This is a genomic window from Catenuloplanes sp. NPDC051500, assembly GCF_044454585.1.
Taxonomy (GTDB): Bacteria; Actinomycetota; Actinomycetes; order Mycobacteriales; family Micromonosporaceae; genus Catenuloplanes.
Genome location: NZ_JBITDX010000007.1, coordinates 390,376 through 408,835, shown reverse-complemented (window position 1 = coordinate 408,835; position 18,460 = coordinate 390,376). Strand labels below are relative to the sequence as shown.

The following is an 18,460-nucleotide window of genomic DNA, read 5'->3' as shown; positions in this document are numbered from 1 at the left end:
CACGCTGACCCGGATCAAGCACCAAAGGCGCGGCGGCACGATTCACAACCGCCACCGTACCAACCGACTACCTATTTACGAGACAGAACACTAGGTGCGACGCCGGGTGCCGCGCGTCGGCCCGGCGGCGCACCGGCCGTACCGTCGTGGGTGGAGGGTCATCCTTGCGATGTAGTCGCGCTGCACACTGTGGCGGATTCCGGCTGGCCTGTGCGGCGTCCAGAATGATGCCGTGACACTGTTCGCGGCTACCGGGCCGCTGCCCCGGCCGGGCTGGCGGGCGCTGCTGCTTGACGGCGCGCTCGCGGCCGTGCTCGCGTTCGCCTGTTTCCGGGCCGCGACTGACGACGTCGCGGTGCCCCGGAGGGTGATGCCGGTCCCGCCGCATCCGCCGATACCGCCGGTGCCGGTGCCTGACATGGACGTGACGCAGCCGGGCGCCGAGCTGGGCGCGCTGCTGCTGGTGTTCGTGCTGTGCGCGCCGCTTGTGCTGCGCCGCCGCTATCCGCTGGGAGTGCTCTGGGCCACGCTTGCCGCGGCGTCGCTCGCCCTGGTGACGCACGGCGCGGGACAGCCGAATCTCTACCCCTGTGTGCTCGTCACCGCGCTGATCGCGGTCTACAGCGCGGCCGCGCACAGCCCGCTCCGGATGGCCGCGGCCGCTACCGTGCCGGTGGCCGCGCTGCTTGTCACCGCGCTGCGCGACCTGTCGCTGATCACCGTGCCCGGCGCCTACCTGCCGTTCGTGCTGCTCGCCCCGCTGGTCGCGGCGGCCGGCGGGCACCACGTGTGGACGCGGCGCGCGGGTGAGGACCGGCGGCGGCGGGAGGCCGAGACCCGCGCGCAGGAGCAGGCGCTGCGCGACGCCGTGGCCGGCGAGCGGGCCCGGATCGCACGCGAGTTGCACGACGTGGTGACGCACCACGTGAGCGTGATGGTCATCCAGGCGGGCGCGGCCCGGGCCGTGCTGGCCGCCGCGCCGGACCAGGCCCGGGAGGCGCTGCTCGCGGTGGAGTCGACCGGCCGGTCCGCGCTGACCGAGCTGCGGCACACCATGGGCCTGCTCTCCGCGCCGGAGCCGGACGCGCCGGAGGAGCCGCAGCCGGGGCTGGAGGGTCTGCCCGCGCTTGTCGCACGACTTCACGACGCCGGGGTACGGGTGCGGCTGCACACCACAGGCGAGGCGCGCCCGGTCCCGCCCGGCATCGGGCTGACCGCCTTCCGCGTGGTGCAGGAGGCGCTGACGAACATGGTCCGGCACGCGCCCGGCGCCGCCGCCACGGTAGTGGTCGAGTTCGCGCCGGAGACGCTGCGGGTCGAGGTCGGCAACACCGCGCCGGTGCTGCCCGCCGCGCCCGGCCCGACCGGCGGGCACGGGCTGATCGGGCTGCGCGAACGGCTCGCGGTCTACGGCGGCACGCTGCGTGCCGAGCCCCGCCCCGGCGCGGGGTACCGGGTGGAGGCGTCGATCCCGTTGGAGGCGGCATGAGCGTGCGCGTGGTGGTCGCCGACGATCAGGCACTGGTCCGGACCGGCTTCCGGATGATCCTCACGGCCGGCGGCGTGCAGGTGGTGGCCGAGGCCGCGACCGGCGCGGAGGCGATCGACGCGGTCCGGCGCACCCGTCCGGACGTGGTGCTGATGGACGTGCGGATGCCGGAGCTGGACGGTCTCGAGGCGACCCGCCGGATCCTGAGCGGCACCGGCGAGGCTCCCCGGATCATCGTGCTGACCACGTTCGACCTGGACCGGTACGTCTATGCCGCGCTCGCGGCCGGGGCCAGTGGCTTCCTGCTCAAGGATGTCACGCCGGAGCACCTGGTCGCGTGCGTGCGGATGGTCCGGGACGGTGACGCGCTGCTCGCCCCCACGATCACCCGCCGCCTGGTGGCCCGGTTCGCCGGCCGTGACCCGCAGACCGCCGCGATGCACCGCGACCTGGCCACGCTCACCCCGCGCGAGACCGAGGTGCTGCGCCTGCTGGCCGGTGGCCTGAGCAACGCGGAGCTGGCCGGCGAGCTGCGGCTGTCCGAGGCGACGGTGAAGACGCACGTGGCCCGGATCCTCGGCAAGCTCGGGCTGCGGGACCGGGTGCAGGCGGTCGTGGTCGCCTATGAGACCGGGCTGGTCAGCCCGGGATCGTCCGGGGAGCCGGTCGCGGGCCGGGAGTCGTAGGCGAGGCGGGCCCGCTCCACCTCCGGCAGGTGCGCGTTCTTCCAGCTGCGCATCGGGCGGGTGGCGTCGAGGATGCTCTCGCCGAGCGGGGTGAGGCGGTAGGTGACGTTCGGCGGCATGACCGCGTACACGATGCGGTCGACGAAACCGTCCCGTTCCAGGCCGCGCAGCGTGGCGGTGAGCACGCGCTGGCTGATGCCGGGCAGGCCGCGCCGCAGCTCGGTGAACCGGCGCGGGCCGTCGGCGAGCCGGCCGATCACCGGCAGCGACCACTTGTCCGCCACCAGCGGCGCGGTGCAGGGACCGCCTGCCGTCATGGTTACCTCCAGATAACCGGGGCACCGGACGAGAACCGGGGCACCGGAAAGTGCCTGATTGTGCCGTTTCCTCCGGCGGGACACGATCGAAGGGCAAGCGTAACCGCAGGAGAGGTAGTACCAGCATGGCGACATATGTGCTTGTCCACGGCGCGTGGCACAGCGGCGAGGTGTGGGACCGGGTGACGCCGCTGCTGACCGCGGCCGGCCATCGGGTCCTCGCGCCGACGCTTACCGGCCACGGTGAGACACGGCACCTGCTCACCCCGGAGATCGGGCTCGACACCTACATCGGCGACATCGTCACGCTGCTGCGCGAGCGCGATCTCGGCGACGTGATCCTGGTCGGGCACAGCTACGCCGGCATGATCATCTCCGGCGTGGTCAACGCGGTGCCGGAGCGGGTCGCGCACCTGGTCTACCTGGACGCGATGGTCCCGGTCGACGGCGAGACCGCGGTGGACGTGATGCCCGAGATCGCAGGCATGATCGAGTCGTCCGTCGACGGCTGGCGGGTGCCGCCGTTCCCGGTGGAGTTCCTCGGCGTGACCGCGCCCGCGGACGTGGCCTGGGTGAGCGGCATGCTGAGCGACGAGCCGGTGCGCTGCTACAGGCAACCGGTGCGGATGGACGACCCGGCCGGGCAGGCGGTGCCGCGCACCCACATCCACTGCGTGGGCGAGTCGCCGGACGTCACCCGGCGGCCGGTCGACGGCGAGGTGTGGACGCTCGAATCGGGCCACGACTGCATGGTCACGGTTCCGGACGCGCTCGCGGAGCTGCTCCTCAAGCTCGGATAGCGCGCCGGCTGCGGCCGTTCACAGCTGAAGCAGCGCCCAGCGGCCGGCCGCTCACGCCGAAGCGGCGCGCAGTGGCCGGCCGTTCAACGTGACCTCGGTGGCCGCTCCGACGCCGCGCACCCGGGCCGCCAGCCAGGTCGCCAGCTCCGGCATGGCGGGCGGCCGGGACTCGCCGCGGGCCAGCGCCTTCGACGTGTCCGGGTCGAGCACTGTGAGGTCGACGCGATCCAGCGCCGGCAGCCCGCACAGCGTGGCCCGTAACCCCTCGGTCAGGTCGAGGTACGGGTACTCGTACCCGTCGCGGTCGATATTCCACCGCAGGTCCTCGTCGGCCGCGATCACCCGCAGCACGCGCAGGCCCGGCCAGCCGGCGAGCGTGTGCACCTCGGCCGGCGTGGGCCAGCCGAGCACGGTCAGCTCGCGCAGCGCCTCGCCGACCCGAGGCCCGCGCAGCAGCGGTGTGGCCCGGCGGCGGGACCCGCGCAGCACGGTGACCGGCGGGCGTGGCCAGTGCCGGCGTCCGGCCGGGCGCAGCATGCTCCACCAGGCGCGGTCCCACTTGCCGGTCAGCATGATCATCCAGGGTTCGGCGAGCAGCCGGACGTGGGTGACGTCGTCGCCGAGCACCACGTCCGGCGAGCCGGCCGTGCGCCAGAACGTGTTGGTTAGCGTGAGCGTGCGCAGGCCGGGCTTGGCGGCGACGTCGCGGAGCAGGTCCGCGCAGCCGGCGTGCAGCTCGCTGCGCTGCGGCGGGTCGAGCAGCGCCACGTCGGTAAGCGGCGCGTCAAGCAGTCCGCCGGCGTCCCGGAACCCGGGGCACTTGTAGAGCGCGAGCGACTCGACCGAGGTGAACGCGGTCAGCCGGGCGACCGGGACGCCGGCCGCGGCCAGCCGGGTGACCCGGGTGTCGCCCTGCCAGCCGCTGAGGCCGGCGTCCGCGTTCTGGACGATCAGGTTGCGCACGCCGGGCAGCGTGGCCAGCGCGGCCACCCGGGCGTCGCTGTCGGCGCGTACGTAGACGTCGGACAGGTCCATCGGGGCGAGGACCGCGCCGGCGTACTCCTCCGGCGCGACCTCCGGCCAGGAACCGGCCAGTTGGGCGCGGACCTCGGGCGCGGGGTGCCGGGCGAGCCGGGCCAGCACCGGCAGCGCCTCCTCCGGATCGAAGCGGCGGATCAGGTGCAGGATCAGCAGCGCCTCGGCGCCGGTCAGCGCGCCGATGTCCGGGACCAGGTCGAGCACCACCTCGCCGGCGTTGGCGAGCTGGTTCGCCTCGTGGACGCTGCCCGGCGGCATCAGCTGCTCCGCGCGCGCCTTCACCTCCGCGGTCAGCGCCGGGTCGAGCGGGCCGGAGTGCTGCAGACAGGCCGCGGCAAGCAGGGAGTGCCGCCGTGGGTCGGCCAGGACGGTCCCGGCGTGCAGCAGCCCGCGGATGATCCGCTCGCGTTCCGGGCGGCGCGCGTGCCCGACCGCCATCACCACCACCTCGCGCCAGTGGTCGTCGCGGGCGTTCGCGATCAGCGCGTCCACGTCGCCCTCGTCCAGCACCGCCTTCGCGGCCAGGTACTCCTGGAACGTCTTGTGCAGGAAGTCGATCCGGCCGGGGACCGGCTCGCGCAGCACGCCGGAGCGCAGCAGCAGCTGGTCGAGCAGTGTCCCGGCGGGCACGGCCAGGTGTGGGATCGCGGCGGCGTAGCGGGCCAGGCGCCGGCCGGCCTCGCCGCGGTCCGCGTCCGACCGTCCGTTCCGGACCAGCCAGTACGCCAGCTGGGACAGCAGCGTCTCCTGGTCGGCCTGGGAGAGCACCGGGCCGTCCGGCTCGACCGCGCGCGCCTCGTCCCGGCGGACCAGAAGCATCTCCAGCGCCGCGTGGTAGAGCCCCATCCGGTCCCGGGGCAGCTGACGGAAGCGGTCCAGGTGCAGCGCGCAGATGACGGCGCAGAGCAGCGGGTTGGTGGTCAGCCGGCGCAGGTCCCGGCGCTGGGCGATCTTGTCGTTCAGCTCGTGCTCGTACCCGGCCAGCCGGTCGGCCTCGGCGGGGTCGCGCGCGGTCCGGATCATGGCGGCGTGCCACTGGGCGATGAACGCGCGCACCTCGGCCGAGCCCATCGGCAGCAGCATGAACGTGCCGAACGCGGGCGGCACCGGCACTGTCTGGTCCAGCGCCGGCGGCCGGGACGTCACCACGTACCGGGACCTCGGGTAGGTCTCCCGCAGGTCGTGCAGCCACGTCCACACCTCGGCGCGCTGCGCGGCCGGCAGCTCGTCCACGCCGTCGATCAGCACCAGGCCGCGGCCGGCGTCAAGCACCCGCTGCGCCCAGCCGGGCGGCGCCTCCCCGGCCAGCGCGGGCAGCACCTGCTCCGGGAACGTGTCCGGGCCGGGCAGCGTGCCGCGGGCGAACCGGCGCAGCGTGATCAGGAACGGCACGGCCGGGCCCCAGCCGCGGGGCAGCACACCGTCGTCGCGGGCGGAGTTCACGGCCAGCCACTGCAGCAGCGTGGTCTTGCCGGACCCGGCCTCGCCACGGATCATGACGTGGTCCCGGTCGGCGAGCGCGGTCTCGACAGCGATCCGCGCGACGCTCCCGCCGGGCCTGTCCGGGGTGGCGCACAGGCTCAGGTAGGCGGTGCTCAGCGAGTACGCGCCGGAGCGCTGCAGCGTCACGCCGAACAGCTGCAGGCTGTCCAGCCGCTGTGCCACCTGACGGCGGAACCGGGTCTCGAACGCCTGGTCCCGTGCGGACGGCTCCAGGGCCTTGCGGACCGCTGTCAGCTCGGCCTGCATCGCGTGGCTGCGGCGCAGCATCGTCGCGTCCGCGTGCCGGGGGAACTCGTCGTGCCGCAGGACGAAGTCGACGATCTGCGCGGACGCCTCGGCGATCAGCCGCCGGTAGACGGCCCGCCCGTTGTCGCTGAGCCCGGCCGCCTCCGCACGGCCGGGGTCGGCGGCGAGCGCCCGCTCGGTGATCACGTCGGGCAGCAGGTCCGCGTCGATTGCGTCGCTGATCGTGAACGGGGTCATCCGGCGTACCGTCGCCGCGGCCGCGTCCGCCGCCGCACGCCAGTCGCCGCCCGGCAGCCTGGCGAACTCACCGCCGCGCACCGTGCCGAGCCGCTGCTCGACCTCGCGCAGAAGGGCCCGGGCGAGCCGGTCGGAGAGGGTGCTCTCCTGATGTCGCTTGTCGATCATCACTTGGACGAGATGGCTGATCAGCTGGCTCAACGCCTGCACGAGGAGTTCCACGGCACCGCCCGGAGAAAGAACATTCCAGAGCCGTCGACTGTACGCGGAGTGTGCACCTTGTCACGCGGAGGCGGGCGGGGTTCACCCCCGCCCGCCTGTGAGCCGTCCAGCGCCCGGACCGGCGAAGCCGCCCGGGGGCTCGCGCGCGGAACGCGCGTACCCCCGGGGGGTTATTTGTCGATTCTCTGGTTTTTTCCGATCACGACGATGCCGTTGTCCGAGACCGTGAAGCGCTCCCGGTCACGTTCGAGGTCGACGCCGATCTCGGCGCCCTCGGGGATGCGGACGTTCTTGTCGATGATCGCGTTGCGGACGACCGCGTGCCGGCCGACGTCGACGCCGTCGAGCAGGACGGAGCCGCTGACGTTCGCCCAGGAGTGGACGCGGACGCCGGGGGAGAGGATCGAGTTCTCCACCATCGAGCCGGAGACCACGACGCCGGGGGAGATCATCGAGCCGACGGCCCGGCCGACGCGCTCCTCCCAGCCGTGCACGAACTTCGCCGGGGGGTACGGCGCATGGTCGGTCAGGATCGGCCACTGCATGTTGTAGAGGTTGAAGATGGGGTGGATCGCGATGAGATCCATGTTCGCCTCGTAGTACGAGTCGAGCGTCCCCACGTCCCGCCAGTAGGCCCGGTCCCGCTCGGTGCTGCCCGGGATCACGTTGTCCCGGAAGTCGTAGACGTTCGCGGTGCCGCGCGACACGAAACTCGGGATGATGTTGCCACCCATGTCGTGCTTGCTGGACAGGTCGAGACCGTCGCTGCTCACGGACTCGATCAGCGCCTTCGTGGTGAACACGTAGTTGCCCATCGAGGCGTAGATCTCGTCCGGCGCGTCGGGGAGACCGATCGCGTCCGACGGCTTCTCCCGGAACGCGGAGATGCGCCGGCCGCTCTCGTCGACCTCGATCACGCCGAACTGGTCCGCCATCGACAGCGGCTGCCGGATGCCGGCCACTGTGACGTCCGCGCCGGAGTCGATGTGGTCCTGCAGCATCTGCAGCGGGTCCATCCGGTAGATGTGGTCCGCGCCGAAGACGATGACGTAGTCCGGATCCTCATCGTTGATCAGGTTGAGGCTCTGGTAGATCGCGTCCGCGGAGCCGGCGAACCAGCGGGGGCCGAGCCGCTGCTGCGCCGGGACGGGCGTGACGTAGTTGCCGAGCAGATTCGACATCCGCCAGGTCTGGGTGATGTGCCGGTCCAGCGAGTGTGACTTGTACTGGGTGAGCACGACGATCTTGAGGAAGCCGGCGTTCGCCAGGTTCGACAGGACGAAGTCGATCAGCCGGTAGATGCCCCCGAAGGGCACGCCCGGTTTGGCACGGTCGGCGGTCAGCGGCATGAGCCGCTTGCCCTCACCTCCGGCCAGGACGATGGCGAGAACTTTGGGCGTCATGGAAGGACGTTAACCAGGGCGGGGGCGCTCCGCCAGCCGGGAAGCGAATCTTTGTTTAGGGTGCGATGGTGGGCACTGACAGGTTTAGAGTCGACCTTCTCTCGCGGGAGTACCCGCCATCCGTCTACGGCGGCGCCGGCGTGCACGTGGAGTACCTGGCGGCGGCGCTTCGCGCGCTGACGTCGGTCAATGTGCACTGTTTCGGCGCTCCTCGGCTTGACGCTACGGCGTATGCCGATATTACCGAACTAAAGGACGCAAATCCGGCATTGCAGGTGATGGGCGTGGATCTGGCCATGGCGGCCGGCGTGGCCGGCACCGACGTGGTGCACAGCCACACCTGGTACGCCAACCTCGCCGGGCACCTGGCCAAGCTGTTGCACGGCGTGCCGCACGTCGTCACCACGCACAGTCTCGAACCGCTGCGCCCGTGGAAGGCGGAGCAGCTCGGCGGCGGTTACGCGTTGTCGTCCTGGGTGGAGAAGACGGCCATCGAGGCCGCCGACGCGATCATCGCGGTCTCCGAGGGGATGAAGCGCGACGTGCTGGCCGCCTACCCCCAGGTCGACCCCGCGCGGGTACGGGTGGTGCACAACGGCATCGACACCGCGCAGTACGCCCCGGACCCGGCCACCGACGTGCTGGAACGCCTCGGCATCGCCACCGGCGTCCCGACGCTGACGTTCGTCGGCCGGATCACCCGCCAGAAGGGCCTGCCGTACCTGCTGCGCGCCGCACAGCAGGTCGACCCGGCCGCACAGCTGGTGTTCCTGGCCGGCGCGCCCGACACGCCCGAGATCGCCGCCGAGGTGGCAGGCCTGGTCGACGAGCTGCGGGCCACCCGCGACAACGTCGTCTGGGTCCCGGAGATGGTCACCAAGCCCGAGGTCATCCAGATCCTCACGCACACCACGGTCTTCGTCTGCCCGTCGATCTACGAGCCGATGGGCATCGTCAACCTGGAGGCGATGGCCTGCGAGACCGCGGTCGTGGCCACGGCCACCGGCGGCATCCCGGAGGTCGTCGAGGACGGCGTGACCGGCCTGCTGGTCCCGATCGAGCAGGTCTCCGACGGCAGCGGCACCCCGACCGACCCGGACCGGTTCGTGAACGACTTCGCGCGCGCGGTCAACGAGCTGATCACCGACCCGGAGCGGGCCCGGCAGATGGGCCTGGCCGGCCGGCAGCGTGCGGTCGACCACTTCTCCTGGCCGGCGATCGCGGAGGCCACGATGGAGGTGTACCGCTCCGTCCTGTGACAGGCCTCGCCTTCCCCGGCGGCGGACCTGCCGCCGGGGAAGGGGTACCACGATTCGTTACCGCAGGTGGCGGGCGAAGAACCGCAGCGCGTTCCCGGTCTCGAAGCGCGGGACGTCCCCGTGGCCGCCCGGGTTCGCGTGAAGCGTCTTCTCCGCTGACCCGAGGCGGTCGAACAGCGCGAGGCTCGCGTGTCGCGGGACCAGTGCGTCATCCCACTGCATCAGAAATTGCACGGGTACGGTGACGCGTGCGGCCTCATCAGCTTCGAGGCCTTCGGGACCTGTAGGACCTTCGTGGGGCTCGCGTCCGAGCAGGCCGAGGACGGCCGCGTGGATGCGGGGTTCCCGTGCGATCAGGGCGATGCCGAGCGCACAGCCCATCGACAGGCCGAAGTAGCCCACCGGCCCGGCCGGGAGCGCGTCGAGGACGGCCTGCCACTCCGGAACGCTCTGCTCCGCAAGGAGCCGGTGCAACGCCGCCGGCCCGCCGCCCGCCCGCAGGTGTGCGATGGCCTGCTCGTGCTCGGCGGTTCTCGGTCGTCCGCCGTGTGCCGGCGCGTCGAGCGCGACCACAGTGAAGCCGCCCTCGGTCACGAACCGCCGGGCACCCGCCAGGACGCCAGGCGCTCTGCTGTGCTGCCCGCCGCCGTGACCCAGGAGGATCAGCGGCCGGTCCGTGCCGTCGTCATCAGGTGTCCACCGGACACCGGGAATGTCGTTGTGGAGGAAGTCCTGCTCGAGGACGCCGTCGACAGACGCCCTGGATGTGAAACGCATGCGCGTGAAGGCCTTTCGGATGCCCTGTGTGGGCGCTCCCTAGCCTCTGTCCGGGAGGGAGCGCCGACCTGTCGTCACACCGTTGATCGGACTCACCCCCTTGGGTCGCAGCGGCCCAGAACGTATCACCCCGGGTCCTGTCCGCGTCGCCCGCCGTCGCGGTACTGCGCGGCGGCGCTCGACAGTTCGCCGGCTATCCGGGTGCGGAGATCCGCGGGTGCCATCACCTCGACGGCGGCGCCCAGGCCGAGCAGGGCGGTGAAGGACCACTCGGCGCTCTCGAAGGGCACCGTCAGCTCGACCCACTCGCTTGTGGGAGCGCCGGGCAGCAGGGACTGGCCGTGGACCGGCAGGACTTCGCGGAGCCGGGGGAGGGCGTGAGCGGCGATCCGGAGCGTCACCGACACCGCGGTCTTCTCGCGTTCCAGGTCGGCGCGGGACTCGGCCCAGACGCCCGCGAGATCGAAGCCGGACGGCCGGCGGACCGGATCGGGAAGGGGTTCGACCGTGCGGATCCGGGACACGCGGTACGTGCGGCGGGCCCCGTCCCGGAGTGCGACCAGGTACCAGACCCCGGCCGCCAGGACCAGGCCGAGCGGATCGACGTCGCGGGTGGACGTCGCCCCGGACCGCACCGTGTAGACGATCCGCGCCCGCCGGTCCGACCACACCGCGGCCGCCACCCCCGGCAGGCACGGGACCGGCTCCGACGTGCCGAAGAACCGCACCGGATCGAGATGGAAACGCGCTGCCGTCGCGGACGCCCGGTCACGGGCCTCGCCTGTCATCCCGGCCAGCACCTTGGTCCGCGCGCCCTCGAGCAGGGACCCCAGGCCGAGCTGCGCGGCCGGGCCGGCCAAGCCGAGGAACGCGAGCGCGCCCGCCTCGTCCAGCCCGAGCCCGGTCAGCCGGGTCCGGTAACCGCCGTCGAGCCGGTAGCCGCCGGCCGGGCCGCGGGTGGACCGGATCGGCACGCCGGACGCGGCAAGCGCCTCCGCGTCGCGCTGGACTGTGCGTTCGCTGACCTCGAGCAGCCGGGCCAGCTCCGCGCCGGTGACGTGGCCGCGTACCTGGAGGTGCAGGAGGAGGGACATCATCCGGGAGGCGCGCACGAAAGAGATCATGCCGTGCGTTCCCGACATGCGCTGTCGGGAATCCGGGGCAGGATGGAGGCCATGACCGAGATCGTGCTGTTCCACCACGTACAGGGCCTGACCGACGGGGTGCGCGCGCTCGCCGCCCGCCTCGAGGCCGCGGGCCACACCGTCCACACCCCCGACCTGCTCGACGGCCGTACCTTCGCCACAGTGCAGGAGGGCATCGTCAACGCGCAGGAGATCGGGTTCCCGCAGATCGCCGAACGGGGCAGGGCCGCCGCGGACCGGCTTCCCGAGAACGTCGTCTACGCCGGTATCTCGATGGGCGCGCTCCCGGCGCAGATGCTCGCCCAGACCCGGCCGGGCGCGCGCGCCGCGATCCTGCTTGAGGGCTGCCTTCCGGTGAGCGAGTTCGGTGCCTGGCCGGCGAGCACGCCGGTGCAGATCCACGGCATGGACAACGACCCGTTCTTCTCCGGCGAGGGCGACGTGGACGCGGCCCGCGAGCTGGTCAAGGAGGCGGCCGACGGCGAGCTGTTCCTCTACCCGGGCAGCGTGCACCTGTTCACCGACTCGAGCCTGCCGAGCTACGACGCGGACGCGACAGCGCTCGTGATCCAGCGCGTGGAGAAGATGCTCGGCGAACTCTAGATCTTCTCGGCGCGCGGAACGCGGTCCGCTGGTCTACGTTTGCAGGGTGACCGGACGATTTCCCATCGAAGACGTCGCCCCCAGCGTGGATGCGGGCCGCTACCCGGCGAAGGCGGTCGTCGGCGAGCTGGTGCCGGTGACCGTGACGGCGTACCGGGAGGGCCACCACGCGCTCGGCGTCAACGTCGTCTGGCAGGGCCCGGACGGCGCCGACTGCGCGTTCACCAGGATGCGGCCGCTCGGCCTCGGCCTGGACCGGTGGCAGGCGCTGATCCGCCCGGACGAGACCGGCGCGTGGACGTTCCGGATAGAGGCGTTCGACGACCCCTACCTCACCTGGCACGGCGCGGTAACCAAGAAGCTCGCGGCCGGCCAGGGCATCGCCGACCTCGCGAACGATCTCGCCGAGGGCGCGGCGCTGCTTGCCGAGGCGGCCAGGACGCTGCCGCTGAACGCGGAGAGCCGGGCCGGCATCCAGCTGACCGACAGGGGCTACCGGTACGGCCAGGGCTCGGTGATCGAGAACGCGGCCGAGATCCCGGAGGCCGTGGTCCCCACGCCGCGCGCGGAGCGGGCACAGATCTTCGCCGCGGCCGAGGCGCTGCGCGACGACAGCCTGACGCTCCAGGAACGCACCACGCCGGCGCTGCAACTGGAGGACCTCCTCTGGGAGAAGCCGGTCCGCCGCCTGGTGACCAGCTCCGAGTCGTACCCCCTCTGGGTGGATCGCCGTAAGGCGCTCTTCAGCGCCTGGTACGAGTTCTTCCCGCGGTCCGAGGGCGCGGTGCTGCCGTCGCAGTCCGGCACGTTCCAGACCGCGGCGAAGCGCATCCCGGCGGTCGCGGAGATGGGCTTCGACGTGCTCTACCTGCCGCCGGTCCACCCGATCGGCCGGGTGCACCGCAAGGGCCGCAACAACTCGCTGATCGCGCGCGCGGAGGACGTCGGCTCGCCGTGGGCGATCGGCGCGGAGGAGGGCGGCCACGACGCTCTCCACCCGGACCTGGGCTCGGCCGAGGACTTCCGGCAGTTCATCGCGGAGGCGGCCGCGCACGGCCTCGAGGTCGCGATGGACCTGGCGTTGCAGTGCGCGCCGGACCATCCGTGGGTCACCGAGCACCCGGAGTGGTTCACCACGCGCGCGGACGGCACGATCGCCTACGCGGAGAACCCGCCAAAGAAGTACCAGGACATCTACCCGCTCAACTTCGACAACGATCCCGAGGGGATCCGCGCGGAGATGCTGCGGATCGTGCGGCACTGGATGGGCGAGGGGATCCGCGCGTTCCGGGTGGACAACCCGCACACGAAGCCGCTCGACTTCTGGCACTGGCTGATCGGCGAGGTCAAGAAGACCGACCCGGACGTGATCTTCCTGGCCGAGGCGTTCACCCGGCCGGCCATCATGCACGGGCTGGCGAAGATCGGCTTCACCCAGTCGTACTCCTACTTCACCTGGCGCAACAGTGCGGCGGAGATGCGTGAGTACTGCGAGGAGCTGGTCGCGGCCGCGCACTACATGACGCCGAACTTCTGGCCGAACACGCCTGACATCCTGCACGAGTCGCTTCAGCACGGCGGCCCGCCGATCTTCAAGATCCGCGCGGTGCTGGCAAGCATGCTGTCGCCCAGCTGGGGCATGTACACCGGCTACGAGCTGTTCGAGCACGAGCCGCGGCCGGGCGCGGAGGAGTACCTCGACAACGAGAAGTTCGAGCTGCGGCCGCGCGACTGGGAGCTGGCCGAGCTTGAGGGACGCTCGCTCCGGCGCTACCTGACCACGCTCAACGGGATCCGGAAGCAGAACCCGGCGCTGCACTGGCTGAGCAACCTGCGGTTCCACGACTGCGACAACCCGGCCGTCCTGGTCTGGTCCAAGAAGGACCCGGACTCGGCGAACACGATCCTGGTCGCCACCTCGTTCGATCCGAACGAGGTGCAGTGGGCCACTGTCAGCCTGGACATGCCGTCGCTCGGCCTGGACTGGCACGACAGAATCCGGCTTCATGACCAGCTGAGCGGCGCCAACTATGTCTGGGGCGCCTCAGACAACGCGGTGCGCCTGGACCCGGCGGTCAACCCCGCCCACATCTTCACCGTCGAGCGGATCGGAGGGTGAGCGCCATGGACAGCGTGATCACCGGCAACGCCCACGACCCGCACGCGATCCTGGGCGCGCACCCGAGCGGTGACGGCACCGTCGTGCGCGCGCTCCGCAGGCGTGCGAGCGACGTCTCGGTCATTTCGGATGACGGCACGAAATATCCGATGAAGCGCGTCCACCCCGAAGGCGTTTTTGAGACGATAATTCCGGACAAGGTCTCCGACTATCGCCTCGATGTCGACGGCGACGAGCAGGACGACCCCTACCGCTACCCGCCCACGCTCGGCGAGCTCGACCTCCACCTCATCGCGGAGGGCCGGCACGAACGGCTCTGGACCGTCCTCGGCGCCCAGAGCACGGAACAGGGCACCGCCTTCGCCGTCTGGGCCCCCAACGCCCGGGGCGTCCGGCTCATCGGCGACTTCACCGGCTGGGACGCCCACGACGGCTGGCCGATGCGCTCGATGGGCAACTCCGGCGTCTGGGAGATCTTCGTTCCCGGAGTGCCCGAGGGCGCCCGCTACAAGTTCCGCATCCTCGGCGCGGACGGCCACTGGCGGGAGAAGGCCGACCCGCTCGCCCGGCACACCGAGGTCCCGCCGCGCACCGGCTCGGTCGTCTACCGCTCGAACTACGAGTGGGCCGACGCGGAGTGGATCACGTCAAGAGCGAAGAGGCAGCCGCACCGCGAGCCGATGTCCGTCTACGAGGTGCACCTCGGCTCCTGGCGCCCCGGCCTCGGCTACCGCGAGCTCGCGGACGAGTTGGTCGGCTACCTGGCCGAGATGAACTTCACGCACGTCGAGTTCATGCCGCTCGCCGAGCACCCGTTCGGCGGCTCCTGGGGCTACCAGGTCACCGGCTACTACGCCCCGACAAGCCGCTTCGGCGACCCGGACGAGCTGCGCATGCTCATCGACGAGCTGCACCAGGCCGGCATCGGCGTCATCCTGGACTGGGTGCCCGCGCACTTCCCGCGCGACGAGTGGGCGCTCGCCCGGTTCGACGGCACGCCGCTCTACGAGCACGGCGACTGGCGGCGCGGCGAGCACCCGGACTGGGGCACCTACGTCTTCGACTACGGCCGCCCCGAGGTCCGCAACTTCCTTGTGGCGAACGCGCTCTTCTGGTTCGAGGAGTTCCACATCGACGGCCTGCGGGTGGACGCGGTCGCCAGCATGCTCTACCTCGACTACTCCCGCAAAGAGGGGGAGTGGCTGCCCAACCAGTACGGCGGCAACCAGAACCTGGACGCGATCAGCTTCCTCCAGGAGGTCAACGCGACAGTCGGCCGCCAGTACCCGGGCACGCTCATGATCGCGGAGGAGTCGACAGCGTTCCCCGGCGTCACCGCGCCCACAGACCACGGCGGCCTCGGCTTCGGCTTCAAGTGGAACATGGGCTGGATGCACGACACGCTCACCTACCTGAGCAAGGACCCGGTCCACCGGCAGTACCATCACCACCAGCTCACGTTCTCCCTGGTCTACGCCTGGTCGGAGAACTACGTGCTGCCGATCAGCCACGACGAGGTCGTGCACGGCAAGGGCTCGCTTGTCGGCAAGATGCCCGGCGACACCTGGCAGAAGACGGCGAACGCCCGCGCGCTGATGGCCTTCATGTGGGCGCACCCGGGCAAGAACCTGCTGTTCATGGGCGCGGAGCTGGGTGACGACCGGGAGTGGTCGGAGGAGCGCGGCCTCGACTGGTACCTGCTGCACGACCCGCAGCGCGCCGGCCTCAAGCGCCTGCTCACGGATCTCAACGGCGCCTACCGTACCCACGCGGCACTGTGGTCCCAGGACACCACCCCGGCCGGCTTCCGGTGGATCCTCAGCGACGACGTCACCCACAACGCGATCGCGTTCCTGCGCCTGGCGCCGGACGGCAGCACCATGGCCTGCGTCGCGAACTTCTCCGGCGGCCCGCTCGACGACTACCGCATCGGCCTGCCGTCCGCGGGCCGCTGGACCGAGGTGATCAACACCGACGCCCACGTCTACGGCGGCTCCGGCGTCGGCAACCTCGGCGGCATCTACACCGACGACATCCCCTGGCACGGCTTGCCGGTGTCCGCGGTCCTCCGCGTGCCGCCGCTCGGCGTGCTCTGGCTCAAACCCTCCTGACACGGGGGGTACGCGCGTTCCGCGCGCGACCCCCGGGGGAGGTTCGGGCGCTGGCCGGCTCAGGGTTTCAGATGGGCGGCCAGTTCCGCAGCGCCGCGTCCGCCACCCGTTGCAGTTGGTCACGGGTGGCGCCGCCGGCCGCCTGCACCGCGATGCCGTTGCCCACGGTCATCACGTACCGGGCCAGCATCGCGGGATCGGCGCCGGCCGGCAGGTCGCCCTCGTCGACCGCCCGCGCGAAACGGTCGCGGAGATGCTCCTGGCCGGTGCCGCGCAACGAGACCAGCAGGTCGCGTGCCGTGTGGCCGGGCTCGCCGGCGGCAAGCGCGCCCTGCACGGTCATGCACCCGGACGGCGACCCGGGCAACGTGCAGGCCGAGACCGCGCCGGCCAGGAACGCCGTGGCCACCGCGCGCGCGGTCGGCTCGTGCATCGCCAGCGCGGTGTAGGCGGCCGGGCCCTCCAGGTAGCGCTCGAGCGCCTTGCGGAACAGGTTCTCCTTGTTGCCGAACGCGGCGTACATGCTGGTCTTGGTGATCCCCATGGCCGTGGTCAGGTCGGCCAGGCTGGCGCCCTCGTAGCCCTGCTCCCAGAAGACGAGCATCGCCCGCTCCAGCGCCACGTCCGCGTCGAAGCCGCGTGGCCGGCCGATCGGCGCCTTGCGTGTGACGTCCATCCGGCAATCCTACCCGCTTCTGTACCGACTGGTCTGGAGGTGCTACGGTCGCCTTCTGCACCGATCGGTGCGGAAATATCAGGAGGTCAGAATGCTCAGGCTCGAAGGCAAGACGGCTGTTGTCACGGGTGGCGGCACGCTCGGGATCGGCCGGGCGACCGCGGCCCGGCTGGTGGCCGAGGGGGCGCACGTGTTCATCACCGGCCGGCGCGCCGACCTGCTTGCCGACGCGGTCGCGGCGATCGGCGAGGGCGTCACCGCGGTGCCGGGCGACATCGCGCAGCCGGGCGGACTGGATGCGGTCTACGACGCGGTCCGGGCGCGCGGCAAGGGCCTGGACGTGCTGTTCGCAAACGCGGGCACGGCCGGGTTCGCCACCCTTGACCAGACCGCGGACGAGCACTACGACCAGATCTTCGACGTCAACGTGAAGGGCACGATCCGTACCGTGCGGGACGCGCTGCCGCTGCTGAACGACGGCGCCTCGGTGATCCTGAACGCGTCCACGGCCGCGGACAACGCCACGCCGGCGTTCGGCGCGTATGCCGCCTCCAAGGCCGCGATCCGGTCGTTCGCCCGCACCTGGGCGAACGAGCTGACCGGCCGTGGCATCCGGGTCAACGCGATCTCGGCCGGCCCGATCGACACCACAGGCGTCGACGAGCTGGTCGGCGAGGACAACGCGGCCGCGTTCAAGGCGGGCAAGGGCGCCGCGATCGCGATCGGCCGGATGGGCCGCCCGGACGAGGTCGCCGCGGCCGTGGCGTTCCTGGCGTCCGCGGACAGCAGCTTCATCATCGGGTCCAACCTGTACGTCGACGGCGGCGAGAACCAGATCTGAGCTGCTGATCAGTTTCGGCCGGATCGAGGACTGTCGGTGCGCCGGATTTCTGTCGTACCTGTGTTCTAAGGTCTCCGGCCATGGGACTCTTTGGAGAGTGGATGCGGGCCGCGCCCGCGGATCTCAAGCCGCTGCGCGGTGATCTGACCGCGGTCCGCAAGTTCATCGCCGACGGCGAGGGCCCCCGGTGCGGCACCGAGGGCGACTGGGCCGGCATCGACTTCCTGCTGCGGCGGCGGGACTTCCCGGTCGACGTGGTCTACGGCGAGGAGCCGTTCGCCGCGCCGTCCGCGGAGGACGCCCAGTGGGACTCGGACCCGCCCTGCTACCTGACGCCGGCCCAGGTCCGCACGGCCGCGGCCGCGTTTCGTGACCTGACTCCGGAGGAGTTGATCCACGGCGTCACCGCGGCCGAGCTGCGCCGCGCCGGGCTCTACCACCTCTACGCGCCGGCCGGTCTGCCCGTGCTGGCCGGCCGGCTGCCCGCCATCCGCGACTTTTTCACCCGCGCCGCCGCCTGTGGCGACGCGGTGATCTGCTGGTTGTCGTGACCGCCGGACCCCGTGCCTCAGGCGTGCTGCGCGTCCTCGCCGTGCGGAACGCCTGAGGCACGGGGCTCACCCCGGCCGGCCGCCCATCGAGGCGTGCAGCCAGGCGAGGTCGTCGCGGTCCGGCCAGCGGTCGTGGGCCGCGAGCAGCAGTGCCCGCACCCGCCCGGCGCGGCGGGTGCGGGTGAGAAGCCGTCGCAGCAGGTCGCCACCGCGTACGTCGTCCATGTCGATCCGCACGGCCGCGGCCAGGTCCAGAATGTCCTGCGGCGTCCGGCAGGCGTCCGCGAGCGCCTCGTCCAGGTCCACGATCCGCAGCTCGGGCCGGGCGTCCAGATAGCTGCCGGAACGGTCCGGCGGTGAAAACATCGTGCGCGTCCTTCCCCCGGTCTACGTACCCCCACGTCCGGTCTTACTCCGGGCTCGGGCACAGATGGTGA

16 protein-coding genes are annotated in these 18,460 nt (G+C 71.7%); 9 read left to right on the top strand and 7 right to left on the bottom strand.

Going from position 1 to position 18,460, the window contains the following annotated elements; genetic code table 11:
- The first annotated feature begins 232 nt into the window (after positions 1-232).
- Together ACIA8K_RS17610 and ACIA8K_RS17605 are read left to right on the top strand one after the other, a co-directional pair.
- On the top strand, positions 233-1,489 hold the full coding sequence (locus tag ACIA8K_RS17610; RefSeq protein WP_396059969.1) for a sensor histidine kinase: 1,257 nt from the start codon (positions 233-235) through the stop codon (positions 1,487-1,489).
- Positions 1,486-2,175, top strand: a complete 690-nt coding sequence (locus ACIA8K_RS17605; RefSeq protein WP_396059967.1) for a response regulator — start codon at positions 1,486-1,488, stop codon at positions 2,173-2,175. Before ACIA8K_RS17610 ends, ACIA8K_RS17605 begins: the two co-directional genes overlap by 4 nt.
- Here ACIA8K_RS17605 and ACIA8K_RS17600 read toward each other — a convergent pair.
- Complete coding sequence (locus ACIA8K_RS17600) at positions 2,112-2,492, bottom strand: winged helix-turn-helix transcriptional regulator (protein WP_396059965.1); 381 nt, start codon at positions 2,490-2,492, stop codon at positions 2,112-2,114. The two genes, ACIA8K_RS17605 and ACIA8K_RS17600, sit on opposite strands and share 64 nt — an antisense overlap.
- Before the next feature lie 125 nt (positions 2,493-2,617).
- On the opposite strand from ACIA8K_RS17600, the gene ACIA8K_RS17595 reads away from it, so the two are divergent.
- Positions 2,618-3,292: an alpha/beta fold hydrolase gene (locus ACIA8K_RS17595; RefSeq protein ID WP_396059963.1), complete on the top strand. Its 675-nt coding sequence runs from the start codon at positions 2,618-2,620 to the stop codon at positions 3,290-3,292.
- 51 nt (positions 3,293-3,343) lie between these two features.
- Here the strand turns inward: ACIA8K_RS17595 and ACIA8K_RS17590 are convergent, their stop codons facing one another.
- Both ACIA8K_RS17590 and glgC read right to left on the bottom strand, forming a co-directional pair.
- Entirely contained in the window at positions 3,344-6,538 is a 3,195-nt protein-coding gene (locus ACIA8K_RS17590; RefSeq protein WP_396059961.1) for an NACHT domain-containing protein, read from the bottom strand.
- 170 nt (positions 6,539-6,708) lie between these two features.
- Positions 6,709-7,941 carry a glucose-1-phosphate adenylyltransferase gene (gene glgC / locus ACIA8K_RS17585; RefSeq protein WP_396059959.1) on the bottom strand — a complete coding sequence of 411 codons (1,233 nt, stop codon included), beginning with the start codon at positions 7,939-7,941 and terminating at the stop codon, positions 6,709-6,711.
- A gap of 68 nt (positions 7,942-8,009) precedes the next feature.
- Between glgC and glgA the strand changes: the two genes are divergently transcribed.
- Entirely contained in the window at positions 8,010-9,200 is a 1,191-nt protein-coding gene (gene glgA / locus ACIA8K_RS17580; protein WP_396059957.1) for a glycogen synthase, read from the top strand.
- 57 nt (positions 9,201-9,257) lie between these two features.
- On the opposite strand, the gene ACIA8K_RS17575 is transcribed toward glgA, so the two are convergent.
- The gene (locus tag ACIA8K_RS17575; RefSeq protein WP_396059955.1) at positions 9,258-9,977 is read right to left on the bottom strand and encodes an alpha/beta hydrolase; all 720 of its coding nucleotides are present in this window, start codon (positions 9,975-9,977) and stop codon (positions 9,258-9,260) included.
- A 125-nt stretch (positions 9,978-10,102) separates the two neighbouring features.
- Positions 10,103-11,101, bottom strand: a complete 999-nt coding sequence (locus ACIA8K_RS17570; protein ID WP_396059953.1) for a helix-turn-helix transcriptional regulator — start codon at positions 11,099-11,101, stop codon at positions 10,103-10,105.
- Between the two features lie 51 nt (positions 11,102-11,152).
- Between ACIA8K_RS17570 and ACIA8K_RS17565 the strand changes: the two genes are divergently transcribed.
- Genes ACIA8K_RS17565 through glgB form a run of 3 tightly spaced genes read left to right on the top strand, consistent with a single transcriptional unit; the run spans position 11,153 to position 15,955 of the window.
- Positions 11,153-11,725: a dienelactone hydrolase family protein gene (locus ACIA8K_RS17565; RefSeq protein ID WP_396059951.1), complete on the top strand. Its 573-nt coding sequence runs from the start codon at positions 11,153-11,155 to the stop codon at positions 11,723-11,725.
- Positions 11,726-11,771: 46 nt separating this feature from the next.
- A complete protein-coding gene (locus ACIA8K_RS17560) occupies positions 11,772-13,844 on the top strand; it encodes a maltotransferase domain-containing protein (protein WP_396059949.1) in 2,073 nt (690 codons plus the stop codon).
- 5 nt (positions 13,845-13,849) lie between these two features.
- Positions 13,850-15,955: a 1,4-alpha-glucan branching protein GlgB gene (glgB, locus tag ACIA8K_RS17555; protein WP_396059947.1), complete on the top strand. Its 2,106-nt coding sequence runs from the start codon at positions 13,850-13,852 to the stop codon at positions 15,953-15,955.
- Positions 15,956-16,022: 67 nt separating this feature from the next.
- Here glgB and ACIA8K_RS17550 read toward each other — a convergent pair whose 3' ends face one another.
- Entirely contained in the window at positions 16,023-16,631 is a 609-nt protein-coding gene (locus tag ACIA8K_RS17550; RefSeq protein WP_396059945.1) for a TetR/AcrR family transcriptional regulator, read from the bottom strand.
- 91 nt (positions 16,632-16,722) lie between these two features.
- On the opposite strand from ACIA8K_RS17550, the gene ACIA8K_RS17545 reads away from it, so the two are divergent.
- Both ACIA8K_RS17545 and ACIA8K_RS17540 read left to right on the top strand, forming a co-directional pair.
- Positions 16,723-17,472: an SDR family NAD(P)-dependent oxidoreductase gene (locus ACIA8K_RS17545; protein ID WP_396059943.1), complete on the top strand. Its 750-nt coding sequence runs from the start codon at positions 16,723-16,725 to the stop codon at positions 17,470-17,472.
- 80 nt (positions 17,473-17,552) lie between these two features.
- Positions 17,553-18,023: a DUF1877 family protein gene (locus ACIA8K_RS17540; RefSeq protein ID WP_396059941.1), complete on the top strand. Its 471-nt coding sequence runs from the start codon at positions 17,553-17,555 to the stop codon at positions 18,021-18,023.
- A 66-nt stretch (positions 18,024-18,089) separates the two neighbouring features.
- On the opposite strand, the gene ACIA8K_RS17535 is transcribed toward ACIA8K_RS17540, so the two are convergent.
- Positions 18,090-18,389 carry an effector-associated domain EAD1-containing protein gene (locus ACIA8K_RS17535; protein ID WP_396059939.1) on the bottom strand — a complete coding sequence of 100 codons (300 nt, stop codon included), beginning with the start codon at positions 18,387-18,389 and terminating at the stop codon, positions 18,090-18,092.
- Positions 18,390-18,460 lie beyond the last annotated feature (71 nt).